Raw genomic sequence first — 20,854 nt, 5'->3', positions numbered from 1 at the left:
AGATCACGCCGCGGGCAGCGGTGGGCGACAAGGGTTATGCCGCGAAGGTCAACCGACAGGCCGCTCGCGCCCGTGGCATCTGCCCGGCCATTCCGTATCGCACGACCACCAAAGAGAAGCCAAAGTTCTTTCCCAAGGCGCTCTATCGTGGGCGGGCTCGCATTGAGCAGACCATGGGAAAGCTCAAGCGGTTCAAGCGCGTTGCTTTACGCTGCGAGAAGACGGACGAGAACTACGGCTCTTTCGTTGCTCTTGCTCTGAGCTTCATCCTCATCAAATCCGTCCACACGACCTAGTTCCAACAGCCTGCTTGCTTGGCTGTTTATGGTCAAGAACAAGTACACCACGCCCACGCTAGACCGCGCGTGGATATTTCTTCCGGAGGCCTGGATGACCGAGAGGACCTACAGGAGCAACCGCCGCAAGATCGCCCGTAGCGGCGAGGCCACGGGCGCGTGGCTGAGCGAGTTCGATCTGGAGCATGGCGTTTGTGCCGTTCATGCCCATTGCATGAAAGCAGGCCCAGACCATCGCGTGCCACTGGCCACCCCGGCGCTGGCGATTGTCACAGCCATGGCGCCAGAGGACCGAGACGTTTTTGTTTTCCCCAGGCAAGGCCGGGCGCTCTCGGTGACCGCCGGAAATCGGGACCCGCTTGATTTCAGTAAAAATTTTTCGCGCTCTATGGCCTGAAGCACGTGAAATTCTATTCCGTGCTCAACAAGAGCGATCTCCGAGTGCTCAAGCTCGGTACCCACTCGATTGCTGACGTGGAAGAAGCCGAGCGTTGGAGAGCGTCGCTACATGCCTATCGAGGCAGCAAACTGGCGGCCGAGAACAAACGACGACGGAGCTTAGCTCACTTTCTCTGACGCACACAGCAGCAACTGATTTCGACCGCAGGTCTCAGGCGGAGTGTTGACTCATGTCCAAACGCAACTATGGCCGAGCCGAAGAATTCTTCGCTACCGTCGCCAAGGCGGCACTGGCCGCGCTTCCGACACTTCTCAAGCGCTGGCTGCCGGACGGTCACCGTGAGGGCTCCGAGTGGGTCGCGCTCAATCCGCGCCGCAAGGATCACGCGCGAGGATCGTTCAAGATCAACCTGAAGACTGGCCGGTGGGCCGATTTCGCCACGGGCGACCGGGGCGGTGATGCCATTAGTCTACTGGCTTATCTGCGGAACGTCTCCCAGCGTGACGCCGCCCACGACCTTAGTCGTGATCTTGGCATGCCGGCACCGGTAAAGCGCACCAGTGGTCGTACTTCACGGCCCCGGGCTGGGGGGAGGGTGCTGTCTCCCCTGATTCCCCTGCACACGTGCACACGCGGGGCTGCCGCCTCGAGGACTATGCGCGGGCGAAGCAACTGCCGCTGGAATTCCTCAAGGGTCTGCATCTGACCGAGATCAGCTATCATAGCGCCCCCGCAGTGAGGATTCCCTACCGAGACGCGAGCGGTCAGGAGGTTGCCGTGCGCTTTAGGACAGCTCTTTTTAAGGGCGAGAGTACGGATAATCGCTTTCGATGGAGACATGGGTCGACGCCTTGTCTCTATGGGCTTTGGGAGTTACGCGAACAGCGCGACGTCGTGCTTGTAGAAGGAGAAAGCGACACCCACACGCTCTGGTGGCACGGCATCCATGCTGTCGGCATACCGGGAGCAAGCGTCTGGAAGGAGGAGCGTGATGCTCCTCACCTGACCCGCTACGACGTCATTTACGTCGTCATCGAGCCCGACCAGGGCGGTGAGTCAATGTTGCAGTGGGTCAAGAAATCGGGTCTGCGGGATCGCGTCCGCATTATCCGTCTCGCCGGCTTCAAAGACGTAAGTGCGATGCACGTTGCCGGACCCGAGCATTTCGCAGCGCGCTGGCAGCAGGCTCTCCATACTAGCATCGCCTGGTCTGACGAGGTGAGCACACAGGCCGAGTCTGCCCGGGAGAATGCGTGGGGAAAGTGCGAAGAGCTCGCGCGTGACCCTGCCATCTTGGATCGGCTAGCCACCCATCTTCCACACGTCGGCCTAGTCGGAGTGGAGCGTGAGGCGAAATTGCTTTACTTGGCACTAACCAGCCGCGTGTTCGACCGGGTTATCTCTGTTGTGGTGAAAGGCCCCTCATCGGCCGGCAAAAGCTATCTCGTCGAAACGGTGCTGTCGTTCTCCTGCCCCACATCCTACTATTCTCTGACCGCCATGTCGGAGCTAGCGCTGGTCTACGGCCAAGAGCCGCTGCAGCACCGGATGCTGGTGCTCACCGAAGCTGACGCCATGGCCAGCGACATGGTCTCTTACTTGATCCGTTCGCTCCTCAGCGAAGGATACCTGCGCTATGAGACGGTGGTAAAGACCACTGAGGGATACGCGACTGTCTTCATCGAGCGTCCTGGTCCAAGCGGCCTTATCGTGACCACAACGCGCGATAGTCTGCACCCGGAGAACGAAACCCGCCTGATCTCGATTACATTGGCCGACAGCCAGGACCAGACCCGGGCCATTCTGGACGCCCTCGCCCGCGAAGATCAGGGAGATGATGTGGATCGGGCTCCCTGGATTGCCCTGCAGCAGTGGATCGCGGCCTCAGACGCGCAGGTTACTATTCCTTTCTCAGAAAATCTTGTCGGGCTCATCCCGCCAATTGCCGTGCGCCTGCGCCGAGACGCAAGGCTCCTCCTCCAACTCATTCGCGCTCATGCGCTTCTGCATCAAGCCAGCCGAAAGCGCGATGACCGAGGTCGAGTCGTGGCGACGCTTCAGGACTACGCCGTGGTCCGCGCGCTTGTGGCCGAGTTTATGTCAGAGGGCGTGCAGGCCACTGTCCCCGCAACGATGCGCGAGACCGTGACCGTTGTTGGCTTGATCCAGAAAAGGCATGGCAGCGCATCGGTCTCGGAAGTAGCAGTTCACCTCGGAATCGACCACTCATCGACGTCCCGACGCTGTGCGGCAGCGGCACGGCGTGGCTATCTCGGTAATGGAGAGATGTCACGTGGCAGACCTGCTCGTTATGTGCTCGCCGATCCACTGCCGCAGGAGCAGACGATTTTGCCCACAGTGGAAATGGTGGCGGCAAGCATAGGAAGAGCCGAGGCTGACGTCTGCACGTGTGCACCCGAAATCGCAGAACATGATACCCCCCTCCCTAACGAATCCAAAGCCAGGCGCCGGACGCACAAGATACCGGCGTGGTCTAGTCGAGCATGGCGACAGGACCTTCAGAGCCGCCAAGATAGCGCAACAGCAAGTGGTAGGCGGTGGCGAGTCCGGCGCTGGCAAGGGTGGAGGAGGTCACGCCGAGGGGATTGAGCCCCCGCCGGGCCAGACGACAAAGAGAGTGCCTAGAAAGCGCACCGCCCCATCAATCCAGCCTGCGGTGCGGACCTGTTCCCAGAAACGGGATCGCCAGCATCACAGCGAAAGGCGAAAAATAGACGGTTATGACCGTCTCACTTACCAGCGTCAGCCGCAGCGCCAGTCATCGGGTCAGCGAGGCTAGAGCATCGCACGGATAAACGGACGCATACCCGGCGGCCCTGAGGAAATTCCAGCATTCGTGTGGCTCGAAGAGATTGCAGATGTCACCGAGGGCGCGCCAGAGCGCGTCGAACGTTCGGGCCTCGGCTTTGCGCAGGTGTGCCTTGATCCTGGCGAAGGCCTGTTCAATGGGATTAGGATCAGGCGAATAAGCCGGTAGAAACAGGAACCAGACTCCGCGCTGTTTCAGGCACTGCACAGCCTTTTCGCTCTTGTGGACTAGCACAAGGCACAGGCCGCGGAGGAACACGAGCCACCGGCGGTCTGTCCGCCAGAGTCGAGAACCGAGTTACGGTCAGAGCAACAGGTTATAGACCGATGCTGGCAATGCCCCGTAGCGCGCCCCCGCGACGGAACCAGACAGGGCATTTGAAACCATGCCGCCATCGAGACGGAAGATTACGACGGCGATAATCTACCAAGTTACGGATCTCGACGCTGAAGGCCTAGAACTTGGGCGGTGCGGACGGATGGCAATGCTGATCGCGTAATGCGCATAGCCGTTGGGCGTACGAGCGGCTCGATCCCTTGTTATCCACGGATACCTCAATAAGAATTGCCGCTTGCACGGTGGTGCGCCAGTTTTAGATGACAAACACCCGCGGTGATGGCACCACGGGAACCTTCGCGCCGGTTATTGACCCCGACGCTGCGCGCCGCAGCCAACTTGGCCTGCATGATCCCGATCTCGCTGTCAAAGCTTCTAGAGCGCGCACTTGAGATTGCGTCCGACAGAGGCGACTGCAACCGCGAAAGACAGTGATACTTCCTGCGACACAGGACATCGGGAGATGGCGCATTGGACGGTCTATGCTTCAGCATTCTGGGTGTTGAAGGCAAGGAGCGTCATAACACAAATGCCTGCAGATATCGCGGACACGATCAGGTCGCTGGTCATAATGACCTCCTGAACCGAGGTGCCTTCGGTGATATTCTTTGATCGGTGCAGGAGCGATTGCTTCTCGATGCTCAGGCCCAGCGCAGCTTGAACAGAAGGGCGTCTGCCTCGTTTTTGAACCCGACGATGCACCCGTGATCGGCCCAGTCATAGACCTCCTGTGTAGACTCCCACGGACCGCCTGTGCCGACGTGTTCGCTCAGCCAACAACAGACATCGTCGGAAAGCATCTCATCATCGTCCCAGACTTTGTACTGACGCATGTCGAGGACGAACGGAAACGCTGCGATGAGTGCGTGGCGGTCCGCCTCGCAACGTGCCCATGTGGTCGCATCACGGATAATTTCGCTTCGAAACCATGGGGCGCCCGTTGCGTACGCAATCACCAGGGCGCGATCCTCGGTGCTGATGTCCGGAACATCCAGCACTTTCAGTTCCTCGCTCATGTCGCAATCCTTTCCAGGTGATGATCGATACGATCGTAAAGATCGGGGAAGTTGCAGTCGTAATGTGCGCGGCCTTTCACCCGAACATCGGAGCTGGTCTGCTGCTCGGAGCGAACCAGGATCCACACGATGTTGGTCGTGGCCACCTCGGTGCCCTCAACATCCTGGCAGACGAAAGCGAGCTTGGCCGGTGCCGTGGTCAAGTCAATGGGCCGACATTCGATCGAGAGAAAGTGGTACTTGCTCATGCCAGCAGCTCCGTCAGCGGTCCGGCTCCATCGCGCGCTATCACACCGGGGGTCAGCTTGATGACCTTGCCTTTCCGATTTCGCGTGATATCCATGGTCATGGTCGCGGTGCCGGTCATGTCCACTGCCGTGATCAGAAGAATTTCACGGCGATCCGCCTGCATGAATGGGGGCGTAGTCGAGCCCTTGCGCCCGGCCCAGGCCTCCGAGGCAACGACGTAGGATTCTACGCCGAGTTCCTTAAAAGCTTCCGAGAATGCGGCGTATGTTTCTTCGCGCCGGGTCACGTTAAAATGCGTCTGCAGAACATGACAGCCGGTCGGCGAGAATGCGAAGATGGTCATGGGCCAGTCTCCGTCCGGCTTCGCGTCATAAAAACTTTTGGCCTGCTTCGCCACGAAGGTGATCACCCCGGTAAGGGTGTCGGCTTGGTCGGTCCTTCCATTAACAGGTCGTTCAGCGGCGTTGGTCATAAAAATGTAGCTCCTTTGCAATGGAGCCAAGAATCCCATAGTCGGATTCGCGCCGTCAATATTCTCGTGATGCGGAAAATTAAGACGGTATCGACCGCGCTGTGTATTTACCAAACACGCATGTAATGACGCAGGCACCTGCTGTTTCTGCCTTTAACATTGCCCTCTGATGGCATGAGGCAAGCAACCTACATATGCGCTATCTTGGCTCTGTTCCGGGGACGATGCGCTTGACTTGAATGACCTGCCACTTGCTTTCGCCGCGCGGCGTGATGAACCTGCCCGTGGGAATGCGTTCGAGGTTTTTGTCGGTGGGTGATGCCCGCAGGCTGCCGCTTGGTGATCTCGCCGACCACCGACACCAAACAGGCATCGTTGTCCGGGCATTCAGTCACCTTTCGAATTTGCTCCACCGCGGCGTTGTTGGGATTACCTAGTTGGATTGGGTTGCCACTCTTGGGGATTCCACGCTCGTTAAGCACGATAAAACCGTCCCTGATCTCCAGCTGCGCAAGATAACGAGTGGTCAGAGGTGGCTCGGGATATTTGCCGAGGATTAGTGGAGTTTCTGCCTGACTACAGCCAGAATGGCTGCCGAACAGCAGAAGCTATGAGCAAGCGGCCGCGCCAGAACTACGGCGGCGAGGATCGGACCGGCTTTGCGGTGGAGAGCAGCGTCGGTGAAGCCGAGGCGATCCGTATCATAACCCCGACGTGAGCTGGTGCAGGATTTCGATGAGCATGGCCTGCATATGGTTGCGCTGCCGGCGCAGGCCACTGGCGCACTAGGCCGGCATGACGGGTAAAAACAGATGACCTATAATCGGGTGGATTGTCTGGAAGGGTTTCGCCCGTCGGCGGAACGAAGTTTTGAAGGCCTGAGTGGATGGGAGCTGAGATCACAACGGCGGCCATCGGCGGCGAAGTCTATGCCGATGGCCGGGTCGTAAGAGTCAAGATCAGGGGAGTCACTCGCTCACGCAAGGTCTGCGGTATCGGCAGGCAGCCCACTGCACGATAGAGGGACTGCGAGAGGCGTCAGGCCAGCGCTCGCATCTGGTCGGCACCATGAAGGCAAGGATCTTCAGGCATCTGACCGGCCCGGTCGATTCTGATCCGCACAACCCTGACGCAATCGGCGAGCCCCTGACCAACCTGATCAGGAGTTTTGGCCGACACGAACAAATGGACTGAAGCACCGTAGAGACTCTCGGCCGAGACGAAGTATAGAGTCCCGGTCACTGGTCTTCGGCTCTATCCGCAATGCTTGCCATGATCGCGTCAACCAACTCAACGAGACTGAACTCGCCATCAATGATCCCGATGAGATCGTCCTCGCCACGCATGGAATAGGTCCGAGGCGTGAAGGTGATCACCCGCTCCGTCAGAAAGTCGCGAATCGTCTCCATAAGGATCGCATGCAGATCATCGTCAACGCCGGAAGTCAGGCCGGCGTAAGTCAGTTCTCCAGGCGGCACAATGTTATTCATCATCTTCACCCCACCATCCTGATGTATCCGGCATTGTTACAACACACTCCTCGACCGGCATGGCGGTCCACTCGATGACTCCCTTGGTATCGGGGATCGACGGCACCTTAAAAGCAGAAATCACGCCGTCCGGATCAGGCGTGGCCTCCATCGTGGCCCAATAGTCTACGACGAGCTGCCCAGCCTCATGGACAGAGTCGGCCACCACCAGCATCGACAGGTCTTCCCTGTTGGGGTCCTTGGCGTTCACATAATAGGCATGTATTCACAACACCTCATAGGCGTCGGGGTCAGGCAAATAGACCTCAAAGTGGTTAAATTCGTCCAAGCAGAACGGGGCGTAGTTGTAGAAGTTCGGGTCCAGCGCAATGTCGTGAGCGTCCTCAATGGAGTCAGCGTCGATGATCACGACGGCCGTCTCGGTGACGTTGCAGGTGATGTGGAAGGAGAATTTCGGTATCATGCGGCCTCCCCATACCACCTCAGAATGAAGTGGATGGCCTGTGCGGCTGTTTTGAACCCAAGGCGCACCTCCACACGGTCGTGCGAGTACCGATCATCGACGCGTACGGAGCCGACAATGACCCGGTGAAGCTTGGCACCCGTACGGCGGTCCCGCGTCCACTGGATCATCTCGTCATAGGTCGGGATGTTGTAGCGCATGATCTCATTGATCCACATGACATCCTGATTGTGGCCGGCATCGAAGCGGCCACGGGACACGACCGTGCCGAGGCGAACGGTGACGTCGTCCACGCTGCCCATACCTTCGACGAGCCACTTGGCGTGATTGGTCACGAATACCATCACTCGTCCTCCCTAAGGAGCTGATGGATGATCGCGTTCAGGGCGATGTACTCTTCCTCCACCGTGCGCTCAAACCCACAGGCCAGGGTGAACGGCTTGGTCAGATCAATGGTATCCTCGTCTGTCAGAGTGGCGCCCAGCAGCATCCCCGTCGGGAATCCCTTGTTCTTGTGGAGCACGCTTGCGCAAGCAACAGCGGCGTGGTCCTCCCCGCTGAGAATGCCCAGGCAGAAAGTCGAGGCCAGCTTGGCGCACAAAAGGGCCTCATCGTCAGGGATCACCGCACGGGCGGCGGCCTCCATCCGAGCGGCATCCGCCGTCGCCGCGTCGTGGACGATCTTAACGACGCCGCTGACAGAGTTGTTGGCCCGGTGGAGGACGAAGCCGAGATATCCAATCGTCCCGTCCTCAGCCGGGGCAAAGTGAGAACGCGACAGCTTATTGCCCGCCAGCCTGGCGGACTCCGTTGAAATAAACATGTAAAAAGTTCCTAAAAATTGATTGGCTGACCATAAAACGCCCGATCAGTCAGCCCAACTTGCCTGAGCGGATCTCCAAACCTCAATATCTTTTTTCAACTTTATCCGCTGCGGTGAGCCAAGATCGGCGACGGCATCACCGACGCCCAATTCTGGCTGCGGCGGACATAGGCAGCGCTATGGGCGGCGGCACTGACGCGGCCGCTCCCGCGCCGAAGCGTTTCATCTCCATCACGGCGGGAACCACTCCGGAAATCGGAAGCAGGGTGGAATGGAGACAGTGGATGGCGGCCTCTCGGACCACTCTTCCGGCGCGGTTGCGTCACCCCACCCGCCATAGGCTCCGTAAAACCCGCAATGAAGAAGGCTGAACGGTGCTCACACGTTCGGAGCCGCCCTTGCATATCGTTACTGGCGCGGCAACGCGACAGGTTCTTGAAGCTTGGAACTGGACAGCCCGTGCCAACATCAATTTTTTGCCGCGCGAGGGGTCTCTGCCCTGTAACCTTCAATCCGTTCGAGTACACGCCGATCCTAGCGACCCTGCCGTCCGAACCAACTTCCGTTTCGGCCAAGCCACTGGAGCGCCTCGGAAGGCTCATGCCAGTTCTGGCGCATAATGCGTAGAAGAACCGCGAGATTGAACTGCTTCAACCAAGCTGCGCCTATTGAGCTGCTCGGGCCCGCAGGTCATAAACCCGCAGCCCGAGAATGTGCGAATTGAGCGGTTTCCAAGCGCAGGAGCAAACGATCGTTTGAACACGTCCCTTAAGCCATTCCGTTAACCAGCGGGAGAGGGGAGGGCTATCTCAGCGTCCAAGAAAATGCTTTCAAAACAAGGGGCCTCAACGGCTTAGCTGACGAGCAGAGGTCGACACAAGTCCCGCAATCAGCTCCCAAACGAAGCAGCTCACAATACCATCCGAGAAATAGTGCGCGCCTTAGGCCCAAGCCGTAGTCAATTCTATTTTCACTTCTATCGTCGCAGAAATGTCAAGACAAATCAATGGTTAAACCTCCGGCCGCAGCGTAGCTTTTGCGAGGAGCGGGGATCAAAAAGCCTCAACTGAGAGAACCTTCGCCTATCGAAGTCCTATGCCGCCTTCATAGACAGGATGAGGGCAGGAGCTCGGGAGTGCTGGCTGCTCGAATAAGTATTTACGGGATACGAGGAGAGGGCAGGGGAAGAGCAGAACGTCGGAGGGAGAGCAACCGCCACCTTCCCGTGCCTAGCAGGGCGGAATGCGCCGGTGCCAGCGACGGTTGGCCTAGCGGTCCCATAGCAAGCTCGGCGTTGAGATCCTTCGGAAGGCATGCTTCCCCCATGAACTGGAGTGAACAACTTGCGAGCCTAGGTGAACGGAACCGGGCCTGTGCCCGTTGTCCTGTATCCAAGCCACGCTCTTGGAGGGCATGGCCATGCCTCCCAAGTCAGAGCAGAACGGGATCCCAGCCATTCCCTCAGCTCAGGGCATTCTCGATGCTGTGGCTGCCCCTATCGCGGTTCTCGACCAGAGTGGAACGATTGTCGCCACCAACTGGGCGTGGCAGGACTTCGGCCAAGCCAATCAGGCCCGTGACAGCTCGCATATTGGCATCAACTACCTTGAGGTGTGCGCGCGTGCGACGGGAGGCGATGCTCCCTGCGCGAGAGCGGCTGCAGCCGGCGTCCGGTCGGTCCTGTCCGGCGACAGCACCTTTGTCCTGGAGTACCCGTGCCACTCCCCCGATGAGCAGAGGTGGTTCCAGCTTCGAGTGTCCCGCCTGAAGCATATGGGAGCCGTCTATGCAGTTGTGATCCACCATGACATCACGGAACGGATCCTGATTGAGCAGGAAAAGCAGGCCTATCTCGCCAGGGCCCAGTGGCACCAGGAGCAGCTCAAGGCCATGGCGGAGGTGTCGGCCCGGATTGCGGCGGTCGGCACGCCTGAGGCGACCTTGCAGGAGATCGCGGATCAGGCTCGTGGGATCATCGGAACGCATTGGGCTGCCGTTCAGACCGTCTCCTATGGCCTGTGGCCTCATACCTCGGTGGCCCTGTCGCTCTCCGAAGAGTGCCTCCAAGGGTCAGCTCTGGCGATCAGCATGGCCGCAGCCGCCATCTCCACGCAAGTCATTCGGTCTGGCGTACCGGTGCGGCTTCCAACCGCGGCATGGCCACCAGAACCAGACCCACATGGTGGGCAGGAGCCTACAGCATCGCCTAGGCCGCTCGTGGGTATGCTGGCTGTGCCACTCGTCGGGGCACAGGGTGGCGGCATGATGGGAGCGGTCATGCTGTCCGGCAAAGAGAGCGGAGAGTTTACACCCGACGATGAGGCCCTGCTCACTCAGCTAGGTCAGATTGCCTCCGTTGCGATGGAAAGCGCTGCCCAGGTCCACGCTATGCGGAATGCCAAGGAACGGCTCTTGGCCACGCAGGAGCATGCCGGCGTTGGCATTGGCGAGACGGACCTGACCGGGCGGCTTGTAATGGTCAATGCCAGGTTCTGTGCGCTGACCGGCTACTCGCGCAGCGAGTTGCTGACCCGGAGCATCTTTGATCTTACCGATCCGGAAAATTCGACAGATGAGCAGGCCTTGTATCAGCAGCATGTGGCCGGTGAACGGAAGGCCTATGCGCTCGAGCAGAGTTATGTTCGACAGGATGGCTCTGTGACACGGTTTGCCGCCACAGCAAATGCGGTGTTCGACGAGCAAGGGCAATTTCGGTACAGCGTGCGCGTGATCCAGCCCCTCGACCAGTCCACCACGCTTTGCCTTGTGCCTGCAAATGACACGCCGTGAACACACGGACTGCGGCGCAGGTCATCCGCCAGGCACTGGGAGCGCCAACTCGGAGGCTGCTTTGCAAACCGCATTGCTCAAACAAATTCAGGCCGATTTTAGAATGAAGCTGACAACCCTGTCATACAGGCTCGTGTCATGGAGAGCCCCTCAACTTGATGTCGTGGCCGCTCGGCTCAGGGACAAGGACAGGCACGGATGTACTGCCGGTCCTGTTGCTGCACCACCATGCTTTCCGGCTCCCCCAAGGCCACGCCAAGAAAGCTTTGGATCGGTTGTCGTCGAGCCGATTGCCGAAAGGAGAACATAGGGCTTCATGAGGATCGCTCCTCTGTGGAAAGACATCAAAACCCAAGCCGTACAGGAGGCGTCCTGCGGAATACAGGTTCAATCGTGATGCTGGTTCAAAACTTGATTTAACTCTGGGCAATAGGTCTTCGGGAACCAAGACGGGCCCGCCTCCCACGAGTGTGTAGCTCGTCCCATAAATCCGCTGACTTTTAATCAGAGGGTCATGGGTCCGAGTCCCAGCGCGCTCACCACCTAAAACATTTCACCGGAAAGGGTTTTTATCGCGTTCTTGTGTGTTCAGTCCTGCAGCTGTTTTTGCCCGGGTAACAGTGGACGAAACTCGCGTAATCCGCCCGAACTTCGACTCACTTACGCTGGATAGCCAAAGGTCCGCAATTTCGAGATGAGCGGACCTTTGCACGGCCGCTCTTACGGACGGCTTTTGGCCCTACGCGGCCTTTCCGCTTCGGACGATCCGTGACGAGATAGGCCCATGTCATTTCCAACATGAACATCATTCCCACACTTCGTGAGAGCTGACGGAACCCTGATAAGGGTTTCCTTGGCGGAGGTGCCGCGGGACGGTCAGATATTCAGATGATCCAGCGGCCAAGCTATCCTCGCGCCGCCCAAGCCACTCCCCTTGCTGTGCCACAAACGGGCACTATCTCGCCCAGTCCATGGCAAACCGCATCTCCCAGAATATCTCTCTCACGGCAGAGCTGAGCGCCTTCATCCAAGCGCGTGTCGCCTCGGGCGACTACCAAAGCGCCAGTGAGGTCGTACGAGCCGCGCTCCGCCTCCTCCAGCGAGAAGAGGCTCCCAAGCCGCCGGGCCCGCCATGCACGGTGACAATCCGAAGCCGTTGCCACCTCACAGGGCTGCTCCGACACCTCACACCGAAAGCTTGCGCCGGCAGCAGGCTCGACCTGGGACAGATGCCGTCCTTCTGGCCAGGGCTGCCGAGGAGGAGACACGCCTGAATGCGGCGCTCTCCATCGCCCGGCTCGGAACCTTCGACTGGAACGTGCGAACAAATGAGGTGTTCCTGGACGAGCGCAGCCACGAGATGTTCGGCTTGCCGTCGGGTCAGCCGGTCACAGCCTTCGACATCTTCGGGCGCATCGATCCGCGCGATCTGGAGCGCGTCTCAAGCGAGGTGCAGACCGCGCGGGAACAGCAGGCGAGCCTGGAAACCGAGTACCGCGTCAGACGTCCTGACGGAACGATCCGCACTCTCGTCAGCATCAGCAACGCCGTCGCAGGTGCCGAGGGCGAACTGGAGCGGATGATCGGCGTGTTCAACGACGTGACCGAGCGCCGCCGGGTTGAGGCCCTGCTCCGGGCCGAACGGGATCGCAGCCAGGACATTCTCGACAGCATGGGCGAAGGCTTCGTCCTGGTGGGTCCGGATTTCCAAGTGCTCGACATCAATGGTGCGGCGCTTCGGATCGAGGACCGGCCGCGCGAGGAGATTGTCGGAAAGAGCTTCTGGGAGGCGTGGCCCGGCAGCGCGGAGGCGGAACTCGGTCGCCTGTGCAAGCAAGCCATGGCCGAGCGCCTCCCGGGACGCCTTGTGCACGAGTATGTCTGGCCTGACGGCCACAAGGCCTGGCTGGAACTGCGGGTCTACCCGTCCCAGGACGGACTGGCTCTGTTCATGCGGGATGTGACGCAGCAGAAGCAGGCCCAAGAAGCCAATGCTCACCTGGCCGCCCTGGTGGTGGCCTCCGGTGATGCAATCATGAGCTTTGCGCCCGACGGTACCATCCTGACCTGGAACCCCTCAGCCGAGCAGGTCTTCGGTTATTCAGCCGCAGAGGCGATCGGCCGACCTGTGTCGATCCTGATGCCCGAGGACAGGGCTCATGAGCCGGCCTCGAACTTCGCGCGGGTCCGGCAAGGAGAGATGGTGAAGTTTGAGAGTGTCAGGCGCCGCAAGGACGGCAGCCTCTTCGACGCGGCACTCTCGCTCGCTCCGATGCGCAACCCCGACGGGGAGTTTTCAAAGTATGGCCTGTAGGAGGACTTCCGCTATCAGCCTTGAGGACAGGAGAGGAGAGCTTCCGTGTGGGACCTCGCTCGGCAACGAATGGCTGGTGTGCAAACCCGGATGTTGAAAGAACAGCCAGTCCATTTAGATAGGGCATCTGAACTGCAAAGCTCGCACCCCACCTTAGCGAGCGGCCCCTATCGGTTTAGGACTGCCCGGAGCGCCCATGTCTGCCGTTCTCGAACGAAACAATGTGAAGGTGTTCGGGCGCGGCCAGCAGCCCATGATCTTTGCCCATGGCTATGGCTGCGACCAGAACATGTGGCGTTTCATCACGCCGGCCTTCGAGGACCGCTACAAGATAGTCCTCTTCGATCATGTCGGGCACGGGCAGTCGGATGCCGCCGCCTTCGATTTGGCGAAATACGGCTCGCTCAACGGCTACGCCGACGACGTGCTGGCGATCTGCCGGGAGCTGGGCCTGAAGGACGTCATCTTCGTCGGCCATTCTGTCAGCGCTACGATCGGGGTCCTCACCGCCATCAGGGAGCCGGAGCGGTTCGACCGCCTGGTCCTGATCGGCCCCTCGCCAAGGTACATCAACGACGGCGATTATGTCGGTGGGTTCAAGCAGGAGGACATCGAGGGCCTGCTCGACTTCCTCGACAGCAACCATCTCGGCTGGTCGAGCACCATGGCCCCGGTGATCATGGGCAACCCGGATCGCCCTGAGCTCGGCGAGGAGCTCACCAACAGCTTCTGCCGCACCGATCCCGAGATCGCCAAGCACTTCGCTCGCGTGACCTTTCTCTCGGACAACCGGATTGATCTGCCCAGCGTGAAGACGAAGGCGCTCATCCTTCAGTGCTCTCAGGATGCAATTGCTCCCGAGGCCGTTGGGCGCTACATGCACCAGAACCTTGAGGGCAGTCAGTTCATTCAATTGAAAGCCACAGGGCACTGCCCGAACCTGAGTGCCCCTGAGGAGACGATTGCTGCCATGGAAGCCTTTCTGGACGATCCGACACCGGCAAAGGCCGTTGCGTAGTGAAAATGGACCAGGGCTCGTTGATCGAGACGGCCGAGGAACTCTACGAGAGCGCCCCCTGCGGCTACCTGTCGACCCTGCCCGACGGCACCATCATCCGAGCCAACCAGACGTTCCTCATTTGGATCGGCATGGAGCGGCAGGATGTCGTCGGCCACAGGTGCTTTCAGGAGCTGCTGAGCATCGGCGCCAAGATCTTCTATGACACGCATCTGACGCCGCTCCTGCGGATGCAGGGCTTTGTCAATGAGATCGCGTTTGATCTGACCTGTGCCGGCGGACGCTCCCTGCCGGTCTTAGCCAACATGCTCCAGAAGCGGGATGCGAATGGCCGGCCGATGGTTCATCGCATCACCCTCTTCAACGCTACCGACCGGCGCCAATACGAGCGGGAGCTGCTCCTTGCCCGGCAGAAGGCAGAGCACGCGACCGAGGAGCTCAAGCGCCTGAACGAGACCCTCGAGGAGCGGGTGACCCAGGAGGTGGCCGAGCGCCTGAAGGCTGAGGAGGCCCTGCGGCAGGCTCAAAAGATGGAGGCCATCGGACAGCTCACCGGCGGCATCGCTCACGACTTCAACAACCTGCTCACCATCATTGTCGGCAACATCGAGCTTCTCCAACGCCGCCTGCCCGAGGATGCCGACCGGCTCCAGCGCGCCGCCACTCACGCCATGGAGGCGACCCGACGCGCGGCGACCCTGACCCAGCGGCTCTTGGCCTTCTCCCGGCGTCAGCCGCTTGATCCCAAACCCATTGACGTGAACAAGCTGGTGGCCGGTATGTCCGATCTCCTGCGGCGGACGCTCGGCGAGGTCGTTGTTCTGGAGACCGTTCTCGGAGGCGGCCTCTGGCGCTCCCAGGCCGACCCGAACCAGCTGGAGAACGCCATCCTCAATCTGGCCGTGAATGCCCGCGATGCCATGCCAGATGGCGGCAAGCTCACCATCGAGACGGCCAATGCCCGTCTCGACGAAAACTATATCGAGGCTTTGGCCGAGCCTGTTCCGCCTGGGCAGTACGTGCTCGTGGCCGTCTCCGACACCGGTACCGGCATGGACAAGGCCACGATGGAGAAGGTGTTCGAGCCGTTCTTCACCACCAAGGAAGCCGGCAAGGGAACCGGCCTGGGCCTGAGCCAGGTGTACGGCTTCGTGCGGCAATCCAACGGCCATGTGCGGATCTACAGCGAGCTGGGTGAAGGGACGACGATCAAGATCTACCTGCCGCGCCTGATCGGCTCCGACGAGGAGCCTGCCGAGATGCCCGCAAAGAGCCCCGCGATGGTGAGAGGCACGGGCGAGACCATTCTGGTCGTTGAGGATGAGCCCGATCTGCGAACCTACACCGCCGAGGCACTGCGGGATCTCGGATACCGCATCCTCGAGGCCGGCGACGGTCGAGGGGCTCTGGAGATCGTCGAGCGGCAACCGGAGATCCAGCTCCTCTTCACCGATGTCGTTCTGGCCGGAGGGATGAACGGGCGTGCGCTCTCAGACGAGGTTTCCCGGCGCAGGCCAGGGCTGCCGGTTCTGTTCACCACGGGCTACACCTCGAACGCCATCGTCCACCATGGCCGTCTGGATCCCGGCATGCACCTGATCGGGAAACCCTTCACCTCGGCCGAACTGGCTTCCAAGGTAAGGCGCATGCTCGACGGAGGCTAAAGGCGGAAACCTCATCAATGACCATACTCACGCAGGAGGCCAGATTGATTGAGCGAAATGAGGTGCTGCGGGATGTGCTTGGCGGTCTGTCTCGTGCCCAGAAGACGCTTCCCGGCAAGTACCTGTGGGATGAGACGGGTTCGTCCCTGTTCGACCGCATCTGCCACACGCAGGATTACTACCTCACCCGCTGCGAGGGTGCTCTCCTGCGCTCGACGGTTGAGGAGATTGGCAGCCTGGTTGGGTTTGGAGCAACGATCGTCGAGTTTGGCAGCGGAGCAAGCCACAAGGTTCGCTTACTGCTCGATGCCTTCACTGCGCCGACGCGGTACGTCGCGCTCGACATCTCACGTGAGTATCTCGAAGCCGCCACACTGCGAATTGCAGAGGACTATCCGGGGATCGAGGTTTCTCCGGTTTGCGCGGATTACACCAAGCAGATCAGCCTTCCAATCCAGCGCGGGGCAGCTCCGATCCTTGGGTTCTTCCCAGGCTCTACAATCGGCAACTCCGATCCTGCAGGCGCCGTCGCCTTTCTGACGCGGGCACGCGAGACACTTGGGCCGAGCTGGTTTCTGGTTGGAGCCGATCCCAATCGTGATGAACAGAGCCTGTTTCGCGCTTACAGCCAGGCTGATGGTCTTATGGCTGATCTGCATAAGAACCTGCTGGTCCACCTCAATCGCCTTCTCGGCACTGCATTCGATCCCGGTGACTTCCGCCACGAGGCCCGCGTGCAGCATAACCCGTTCCGCGTTGAGGCTCATCTGGTTGCTACCAAACCACTGATGTATCAGGTTGGGGATGTCCCAATCACGTTCGAGATCGGTGAGAGCATCCACACGGACACTTCGTATAAGTATGATCCTGGTACATTCCAGAGCTTAGCAAGCCAAGCCGGGTGGCAACCTATGAAGTGCTGGTGCGATGAGCAGAACCGCTTCTGCCTTCACTTGCTACAATCGAGCTAAGACAGTGATGCCCAGCAGAGCGACAACAGCTAGCGTCAGTTGAACCCGCAGAGAAGCATACCATCGTGGTGCGAGGCCCTGACGGACAGTCGAAAGGTCGTAGGCCAGCAGCGCCAGGAAGCCGACGACGAGCCCAATCATGCCGGGCGTGCTCGGGATGAGCAGACATAGGAACGCGAGCAGCGCTGGGAGAACCGAGAACAGGTAACGCAAGTACGGCGCGCGACCGCCCTCCCGTGGCAGCAGCAAGCCCCATTGCGCTCCGCCCATAAACGACAGGATGCAGGTGCCATACGCGCGCAGGGCCATTGTCGGATCCCACGACCACAGGTGGATGTCCAGAACAGATCCCACCGCAAACAGGGCGAACGGCACGACACCGGCCCAGCCGAGGAACAAAGCAGGTCGCGGGATCGTATCTGTAGGCATCGGCAGTTCCTGATATTGAAGTGCGAGTGGGGAAATGTGCCATGCGACTGGCTAGTCAATCAGCCTGGCTTTCGTTCCCATATCGGTGCACCCAAGCTGAAACCGGCTTGTTGTCCACACGTTGCCTCACATCCCAGGCCATGCGGAGGCTGCCCCGATGATGTGCCCTTATTGCAAACACGACGTGGAGAACCCCTGCCATAGCTTGCAGGAGGTCCAGCAGCGGGCCTCTGCCCATGTTGAGCGCTGCGATAGAGCGTTCGACCGCCAGAAGGATGCAAGCCAGGGGCAAAGCGGCGGGAACATATGACAACCAAACTCCACAAGAACTTAAGGGCTGGCCGCCTTGTGCAGGGAGGATGACATGACGGACACAACCGTGACAAAGGTAAGCAGTGCCCACTCACCGACAGGTGATCAGGGTGAGGTCTACCTTGCCTCAGGCAAGAGGCTGTCGATGCGCATGTGGCGCGATGAACCACCAAGCCGAGACAAGCCGGCTCACCGGCAGGAGTACGAGGTGGTTGGCTACGTGATCTCGGGACGGGCTGAACTGGAGATCGAGGGCCAGACCGTACGGCTAGAGCCAGGCGACTCCTGGGTGGTGCCTGCGGGCTCGGAACATACCTACCGCATTCTGGAGACCTTCACTGCCGTTGAGGCAACAGCTCCACCTGCTCAGGTACATGGACGTGAACAGTCTTAGTCCTTTAGCAGCCCGATGGTGAAATGGCGATCGACGCCATTCCTTGTGACCGAAGGCGCACGGTCCGATCTAAGAAGGCGGTAAGTGATCCTCCACTGTGGTTCTAGGAACATGTCAGCCCCGTAGTGACGATTGGGGGAGTGGTTAGCAGTCCTGTTCACAAACACTCTGCGGCAGTCCGCCGCTGATAGCTGAATAAGCCGGACGCGGATTGCGCGCGTTGCCCAACTAAGCACAATCCTCTGAAGGGATCATCCCCATGCACCAGGTGAGGCCGGAGCAGCAACAAGCCCCTCGTCGCCAAGACCCATACCAACCTTATGGACGGCCCGGGCCGTATCGCATGGAGGAAGATCGCGAAACGGCGCAGCCCGAGCAGGGAAGCCGCGCCCGACCTGCCCGTGGGCTGCCGAGTACTGCTGCGGTCATGGGTCATCCTATTCACCCTATGTTGATCCCGTATCCGATCACTTTCCTAACTGCGGCGCTCGCCACCGACGTTGCGGCGCGTGCAACCCAGGATCCGTTCTGGTCACGCACATCCCGCTGGATGCTTGGCGCGGGTCTTGTCACAGGGCTCGTTGCAGGTGCGGTTGGGGCCATTGATTATTTCACCATCCGCCGCGCCCGCGAGAAGTCGGTCGGCAAACTTCACGCCTATGGCAACCCGCTTGCGCTCGGCCTTGCGGCTGCCAACCTCGCGCTGCGCCAAAAGCGCCAGGCAGGCGTCATGCCGGGCGCGGCTGAGATTGGACTGTCAACCGCAACAGTGGTAGTGCTCGGCGTAACGGGCTGGGCCGGTGCGGAACTGTCCTACCGCCACATGGTAGGTGTTGCTGGCCATGGCGATCAGCACACCGAGGAGGAGAAGCGCTACGTCCCGTGAATGAGCATCAGTTCACATCGTGGGCAGGGACGAATGTGCTGCTATGGGTGACTAGGGGAGCAACTCAGTCCGGGATCTCGTCAAGGCCGCGCGGCTCGACGCGCTGGCCGGCATTCAGCTCCGTTCGAAGCGCCGCGATGGCGCCGTAGGCCTTGAGACGCCCTCGCATGAGGGAACCGAGCGGACGATGATCTGCGAGGCTGTGAGCCGGTGTGAAGGAGAGCCTGTCATCGGCGAAGACCTGCCGTGCCGGGCTATAAGCATCCTGGGGCGGGAAGGCGACTTCGGCTACAGTTAAGAATGAGCTTTTATCTTCCGGCCATTCCACCGATGCGTCCTCGATAGGCATTGTCTCTGCGCTCGTGCGCAACTGGACGCGCAGTTCATACCTGGCCCGGTGCTTGGCAAAGTGAGCCACCACGGCGTCCTTCAGCACGGAAGAGCCGACAGACGGATCCAAGGTCGTGCCGACGAGCTTCTGCAGATTCTCCGATGCCGGAAACAAACCAAGCTTTGCCACATAGCGGCCATACCGCAGGGGTGCCTGACTGAAATAGCTCTCGCCCAAGGGATGGGTGTGGGGATGCCCGAAGAAGTCCAGCAGCACGCTGTCGGATCCGAGGAGATGCAGCGCTTTGTTTACAGCAAACCCGAGCGCCGTGCCGGCTTGCTTTGCTCCCTCAGGTAGGCCTGAGATCCCCTCAAGGAAATGCTGCACTCTGAGAAAACCTTTCAGGTCTGCCACTGCAAAGCGCCGGCCGGAGCTGAGCAGAAAGTCTTGCGTGATTTCCCCCTCGTGGCCGCTGAGCATCGGGCCTGATGCGCCGATTACCTTGAGGGCAATCCCCCGGGGCGTGTGGATGGTGTCCGCCAGAAGATCTCCCGGCTCGGTAGAGAGACGAGCGACTAAGGGATAGGTATCAGGTACGGCAAAGAGACCCTGTGCCAAAGGCTCCGGCAAGCCGCGGAGCACCGTTAGTGTCCCCTTCAGCAAACCATGGCTTTTTCCATGCGAGGGACGGACCGCATGTTCGTATCGCTTGGCGAGGGTCTGGCTCACCCGGGCAAGCGAGGCAATGATCTCCCGGACGGTGTGGTCCTCGTCAGGTGGGATCGTCTCTACAGCGTCATCGTAGGGTAGATAGTGAAGCGAGCTCTGCGCGGTCACATCATTCTCAATCAGGGGGTCAGAAGCTGCAATAAAAGCAAAGGTAGCGTGCCTACGGAAGTTGTAAGTCACGGTGTGCCACCCGGGCGAACGCCGAGCACAGGTCCGGCTGAGAGGAGAAAATAGCCGACGGGATCTGTTGACAATCCGACGTTGAAAGAGCGCGCACAACTTTCATAGTTCATCAGCCACGTGGGCATTCCGCTCCAGCGTAGCGCGCCTGGCAGCTCGGGTGGAAAGGCCCTTACGCTTTCTTGAGTCCACCAGGTTTGTGGGCTGCAGTCTTTCCCGACTTATCGCTCTTCACAATGTACTCGGGATTATCCTTTGAAGCCGCAACCTTGTGACCTTTGATCTGCGTTGGGGTAGTCTGCTTCTTCACCACCTTACCAGTGCTGTGACCACCCGAGGAGTCCCAAGACACCTTGTCGCCGGCTTTGAGTGACTTCGCCATGGTAGGTTCCTCGTGATGGCCTGTTCTCATGCAGCAACTCAGGTCTGATTGCCCCGTTCCACAAAGTGTCAACCTGACG

The 20,854-nt window shown here is 59.9% G+C and carries 23 protein-coding genes and 1 pseudogene; 12 read left to right on the top strand and 12 right to left on the bottom strand.

Features of this window, described 5'->3' with window-relative positions:
• The 4 genes from DRB19_RS20460 to DRB19_RS20445 form a co-directional block, all read left to right on the top strand.
• The coding region (locus tag DRB19_RS20460) for a transposase (RefSeq protein ID WP_162815783.1) at positions 1 to 296 on the top strand (296 nt) is incomplete at its 5' end.
• 94 nt (positions 297 to 390) lie between these two features.
• Positions 391 to 693 (top strand): hypothetical protein, encoded by a 303-nt coding sequence (locus DRB19_RS20455; protein WP_147021873.1) that lies wholly within the window; start codon positions 391 to 393, stop codon positions 691 to 693.
• Positions 694 to 925: 232 nt separating this feature from the next.
• Positions 926 to 1,402, top strand: coding sequence for a hypothetical protein (locus tag DRB19_RS31715; RefSeq protein WP_308494314.1), 477 nt, complete (start codon positions 926 to 928; stop codon positions 1,400 to 1,402).
• The gene (locus tag DRB19_RS20445) at positions 1,321 to 3,306 is read left to right on the top strand and encodes a hypothetical protein (protein WP_162815782.1); all 1,986 of its coding nucleotides are present in this window, start codon (positions 1,321 to 1,323) and stop codon (positions 3,304 to 3,306) included. The genes DRB19_RS31715 and DRB19_RS20445 overlap by 82 nt, the downstream gene beginning before the upstream one ends.
• A gap of 169 nt (positions 3,307 to 3,475) precedes the next feature.
• Here the strand turns inward: DRB19_RS20445 and DRB19_RS20440 are convergent, their stop codons facing one another.
• The 9 genes from DRB19_RS20440 to DRB19_RS20400 form a co-directional block, all read right to left on the bottom strand.
• Positions 3,476 to 3,760: a transposase gene (locus DRB19_RS20440; RefSeq protein ID WP_420870167.1), complete on the bottom strand. Its 285-nt coding sequence runs from the start codon at positions 3,758 to 3,760 to the stop codon at positions 3,476 to 3,478.
• Positions 3,761 to 4,503: 743 nt separating this feature from the next.
• On the bottom strand, positions 4,504 to 4,878 hold the full coding sequence (locus DRB19_RS20435) for a hypothetical protein (protein ID WP_114187877.1): 375 nt from the start codon (positions 4,876 to 4,878) through the stop codon (positions 4,504 to 4,506).
• Positions 4,875 to 5,126 (bottom strand): hypothetical protein, encoded by a 252-nt coding sequence (locus DRB19_RS20430; RefSeq protein WP_114187876.1) that lies wholly within the window; start codon positions 5,124 to 5,126, stop codon positions 4,875 to 4,877. Before DRB19_RS20430 ends, DRB19_RS20435 begins: the two co-directional genes overlap by 4 nt.
• Positions 5,123 to 5,638: a hypothetical protein gene (locus DRB19_RS20425; RefSeq protein WP_162815781.1), complete on the bottom strand. Its 516-nt coding sequence runs from the start codon at positions 5,636 to 5,638 to the stop codon at positions 5,123 to 5,125. Before DRB19_RS20425 ends, DRB19_RS20430 begins: the two co-directional genes overlap by 4 nt.
• Before the next feature lie 1,199 nt (positions 5,639 to 6,837).
• A complete protein-coding gene (locus DRB19_RS20420) occupies positions 6,838 to 7,092 on the bottom strand; it encodes a hypothetical protein (protein ID WP_114187874.1) in 255 nt (84 codons plus the stop codon).
• A complete protein-coding gene (locus DRB19_RS20415) occupies positions 7,082 to 7,339 on the bottom strand; it encodes a hypothetical protein (protein WP_114187873.1) in 258 nt (85 codons plus the stop codon). The genes DRB19_RS20420 and DRB19_RS20415 overlap by 11 nt, the downstream gene beginning before the upstream one ends.
• A gap of 15 nt (positions 7,340 to 7,354) precedes the next feature.
• Positions 7,355 to 7,552 (bottom strand): hypothetical protein, encoded by a 198-nt coding sequence (locus DRB19_RS20410; RefSeq protein ID WP_114187872.1) that lies wholly within the window; start codon positions 7,550 to 7,552, stop codon positions 7,355 to 7,357.
• Complete coding sequence (locus DRB19_RS20405; RefSeq protein ID WP_114187871.1) at positions 7,549 to 7,896, bottom strand: hypothetical protein; 348 nt, start codon at positions 7,894 to 7,896, stop codon at positions 7,549 to 7,551. The genes DRB19_RS20410 and DRB19_RS20405 overlap by 4 nt, the downstream gene beginning before the upstream one ends.
• The gene (locus DRB19_RS20400; protein WP_114187870.1) at positions 7,896 to 8,375 is read right to left on the bottom strand and encodes a hypothetical protein; all 480 of its coding nucleotides are present in this window, start codon (positions 8,373 to 8,375) and stop codon (positions 7,896 to 7,898) included. The genes DRB19_RS20405 and DRB19_RS20400 overlap by 1 nt, the downstream gene beginning before the upstream one ends.
• A 1,419-nt stretch (positions 8,376 to 9,794) precedes the next feature.
• On the opposite strand from DRB19_RS20400, the gene DRB19_RS20395 reads away from it, so the two are divergent.
• The 6 genes and pseudogenes from DRB19_RS20395 to egtD all read left to right on the top strand — a co-directional run bounded on the left by DRB19_RS20395 (position 9,795) and on the right by egtD (position 17,132).
• Entirely contained in the window at positions 9,795 to 11,165 is a 1,371-nt protein-coding gene (locus tag DRB19_RS20395; protein WP_162815780.1) for a PAS domain S-box protein, read from the top strand.
• A gap of 971 nt (positions 11,166 to 12,136) precedes the next feature.
• A pseudogene (locus tag DRB19_RS31545) lies at positions 12,137 to 12,265 on the top strand (type II toxin-antitoxin system ParD family antitoxin); the annotation flags it as partial.
• A 32-nt stretch (positions 12,266 to 12,297) separates the two neighbouring features.
• On the top strand, positions 12,298 to 13,479 hold the full coding sequence (locus DRB19_RS20385) for a PAS domain-containing protein (protein ID WP_114187867.1): 1,182 nt from the start codon (positions 12,298 to 12,300) through the stop codon (positions 13,477 to 13,479).
• A gap of 196 nt (positions 13,480 to 13,675) precedes the next feature.
• Entirely contained in the window at positions 13,676 to 14,497 is an 822-nt protein-coding gene (locus tag DRB19_RS20380) for an alpha/beta fold hydrolase (RefSeq protein WP_114187866.1), read from the top strand.
• A gap of 5 nt (positions 14,498 to 14,502) precedes the next feature.
• Positions 14,503 to 16,161, top strand: a complete 1,659-nt coding sequence (locus tag DRB19_RS20375; RefSeq protein WP_245439697.1) for a PAS domain-containing hybrid sensor histidine kinase/response regulator — start codon at positions 14,503 to 14,505, stop codon at positions 16,159 to 16,161.
• Between the two features lie 17 nt (positions 16,162 to 16,178).
• Entirely contained in the window at positions 16,179 to 17,132 is a 954-nt protein-coding gene (gene egtD / locus DRB19_RS20370) for an L-histidine N(alpha)-methyltransferase (RefSeq protein ID WP_114187864.1), read from the top strand.
• Here egtD and DRB19_RS20365 read toward each other — a convergent pair.
• Entirely contained in the window at positions 17,118 to 17,561 is a 444-nt protein-coding gene (locus tag DRB19_RS20365) for a DUF3429 domain-containing protein (RefSeq protein WP_114187863.1), read from the bottom strand. The two genes, egtD and DRB19_RS20365, sit on opposite strands and share 15 nt — an antisense overlap.
• A 364-nt stretch (positions 17,562 to 17,925) precedes the next feature.
• Here DRB19_RS20365 and DRB19_RS20360 point away from each other — a divergent pair, with 364 nt between their 5' ends.
• A complete protein-coding gene (locus tag DRB19_RS20360) occupies positions 17,926 to 18,267 on the top strand; it encodes a cupin domain-containing protein (RefSeq protein WP_114187862.1) in 342 nt (113 codons plus the stop codon).
• 343 nt (positions 18,268 to 18,610) lie between these two features.
• Entirely contained in the window at positions 18,611 to 19,153 is a 543-nt protein-coding gene (locus DRB19_RS20355; protein ID WP_245439695.1) for a DUF2231 domain-containing protein, read from the top strand.
• Between the two features lie 64 nt (positions 19,154 to 19,217).
• Here DRB19_RS20355 and DRB19_RS20350 read toward each other — a convergent pair whose 3' ends face one another.
• Positions 19,218 to 20,321 (bottom strand): catalase family protein, encoded by a 1,104-nt coding sequence (locus DRB19_RS20350; RefSeq protein WP_114187860.1) that lies wholly within the window; start codon positions 20,319 to 20,321, stop codon positions 19,218 to 19,220.
• Between the two features lie 244 nt (positions 20,322 to 20,565).
• Positions 20,566 to 20,775, bottom strand: coding sequence for a hypervirulence associated TUDOR domain-containing protein (locus tag DRB19_RS20345; protein ID WP_114187859.1), 210 nt, complete (start codon positions 20,773 to 20,775; stop codon positions 20,566 to 20,568).
• Positions 20,776 to 20,854: the final 79 nt, after the last annotated feature.

The sequence above is a fragment of the Microvirga aerophila genome (genome assembly GCF_003332305.1).
Lineage (GTDB): Bacteria > Pseudomonadota > Alphaproteobacteria > Rhizobiales > Beijerinckiaceae > Microvirga > Microvirga aerophila.
The sequence above is the reverse complement of the archived record's forward strand: the minus strand, read 5'-3'. Positions and strand labels throughout refer to the sequence as shown.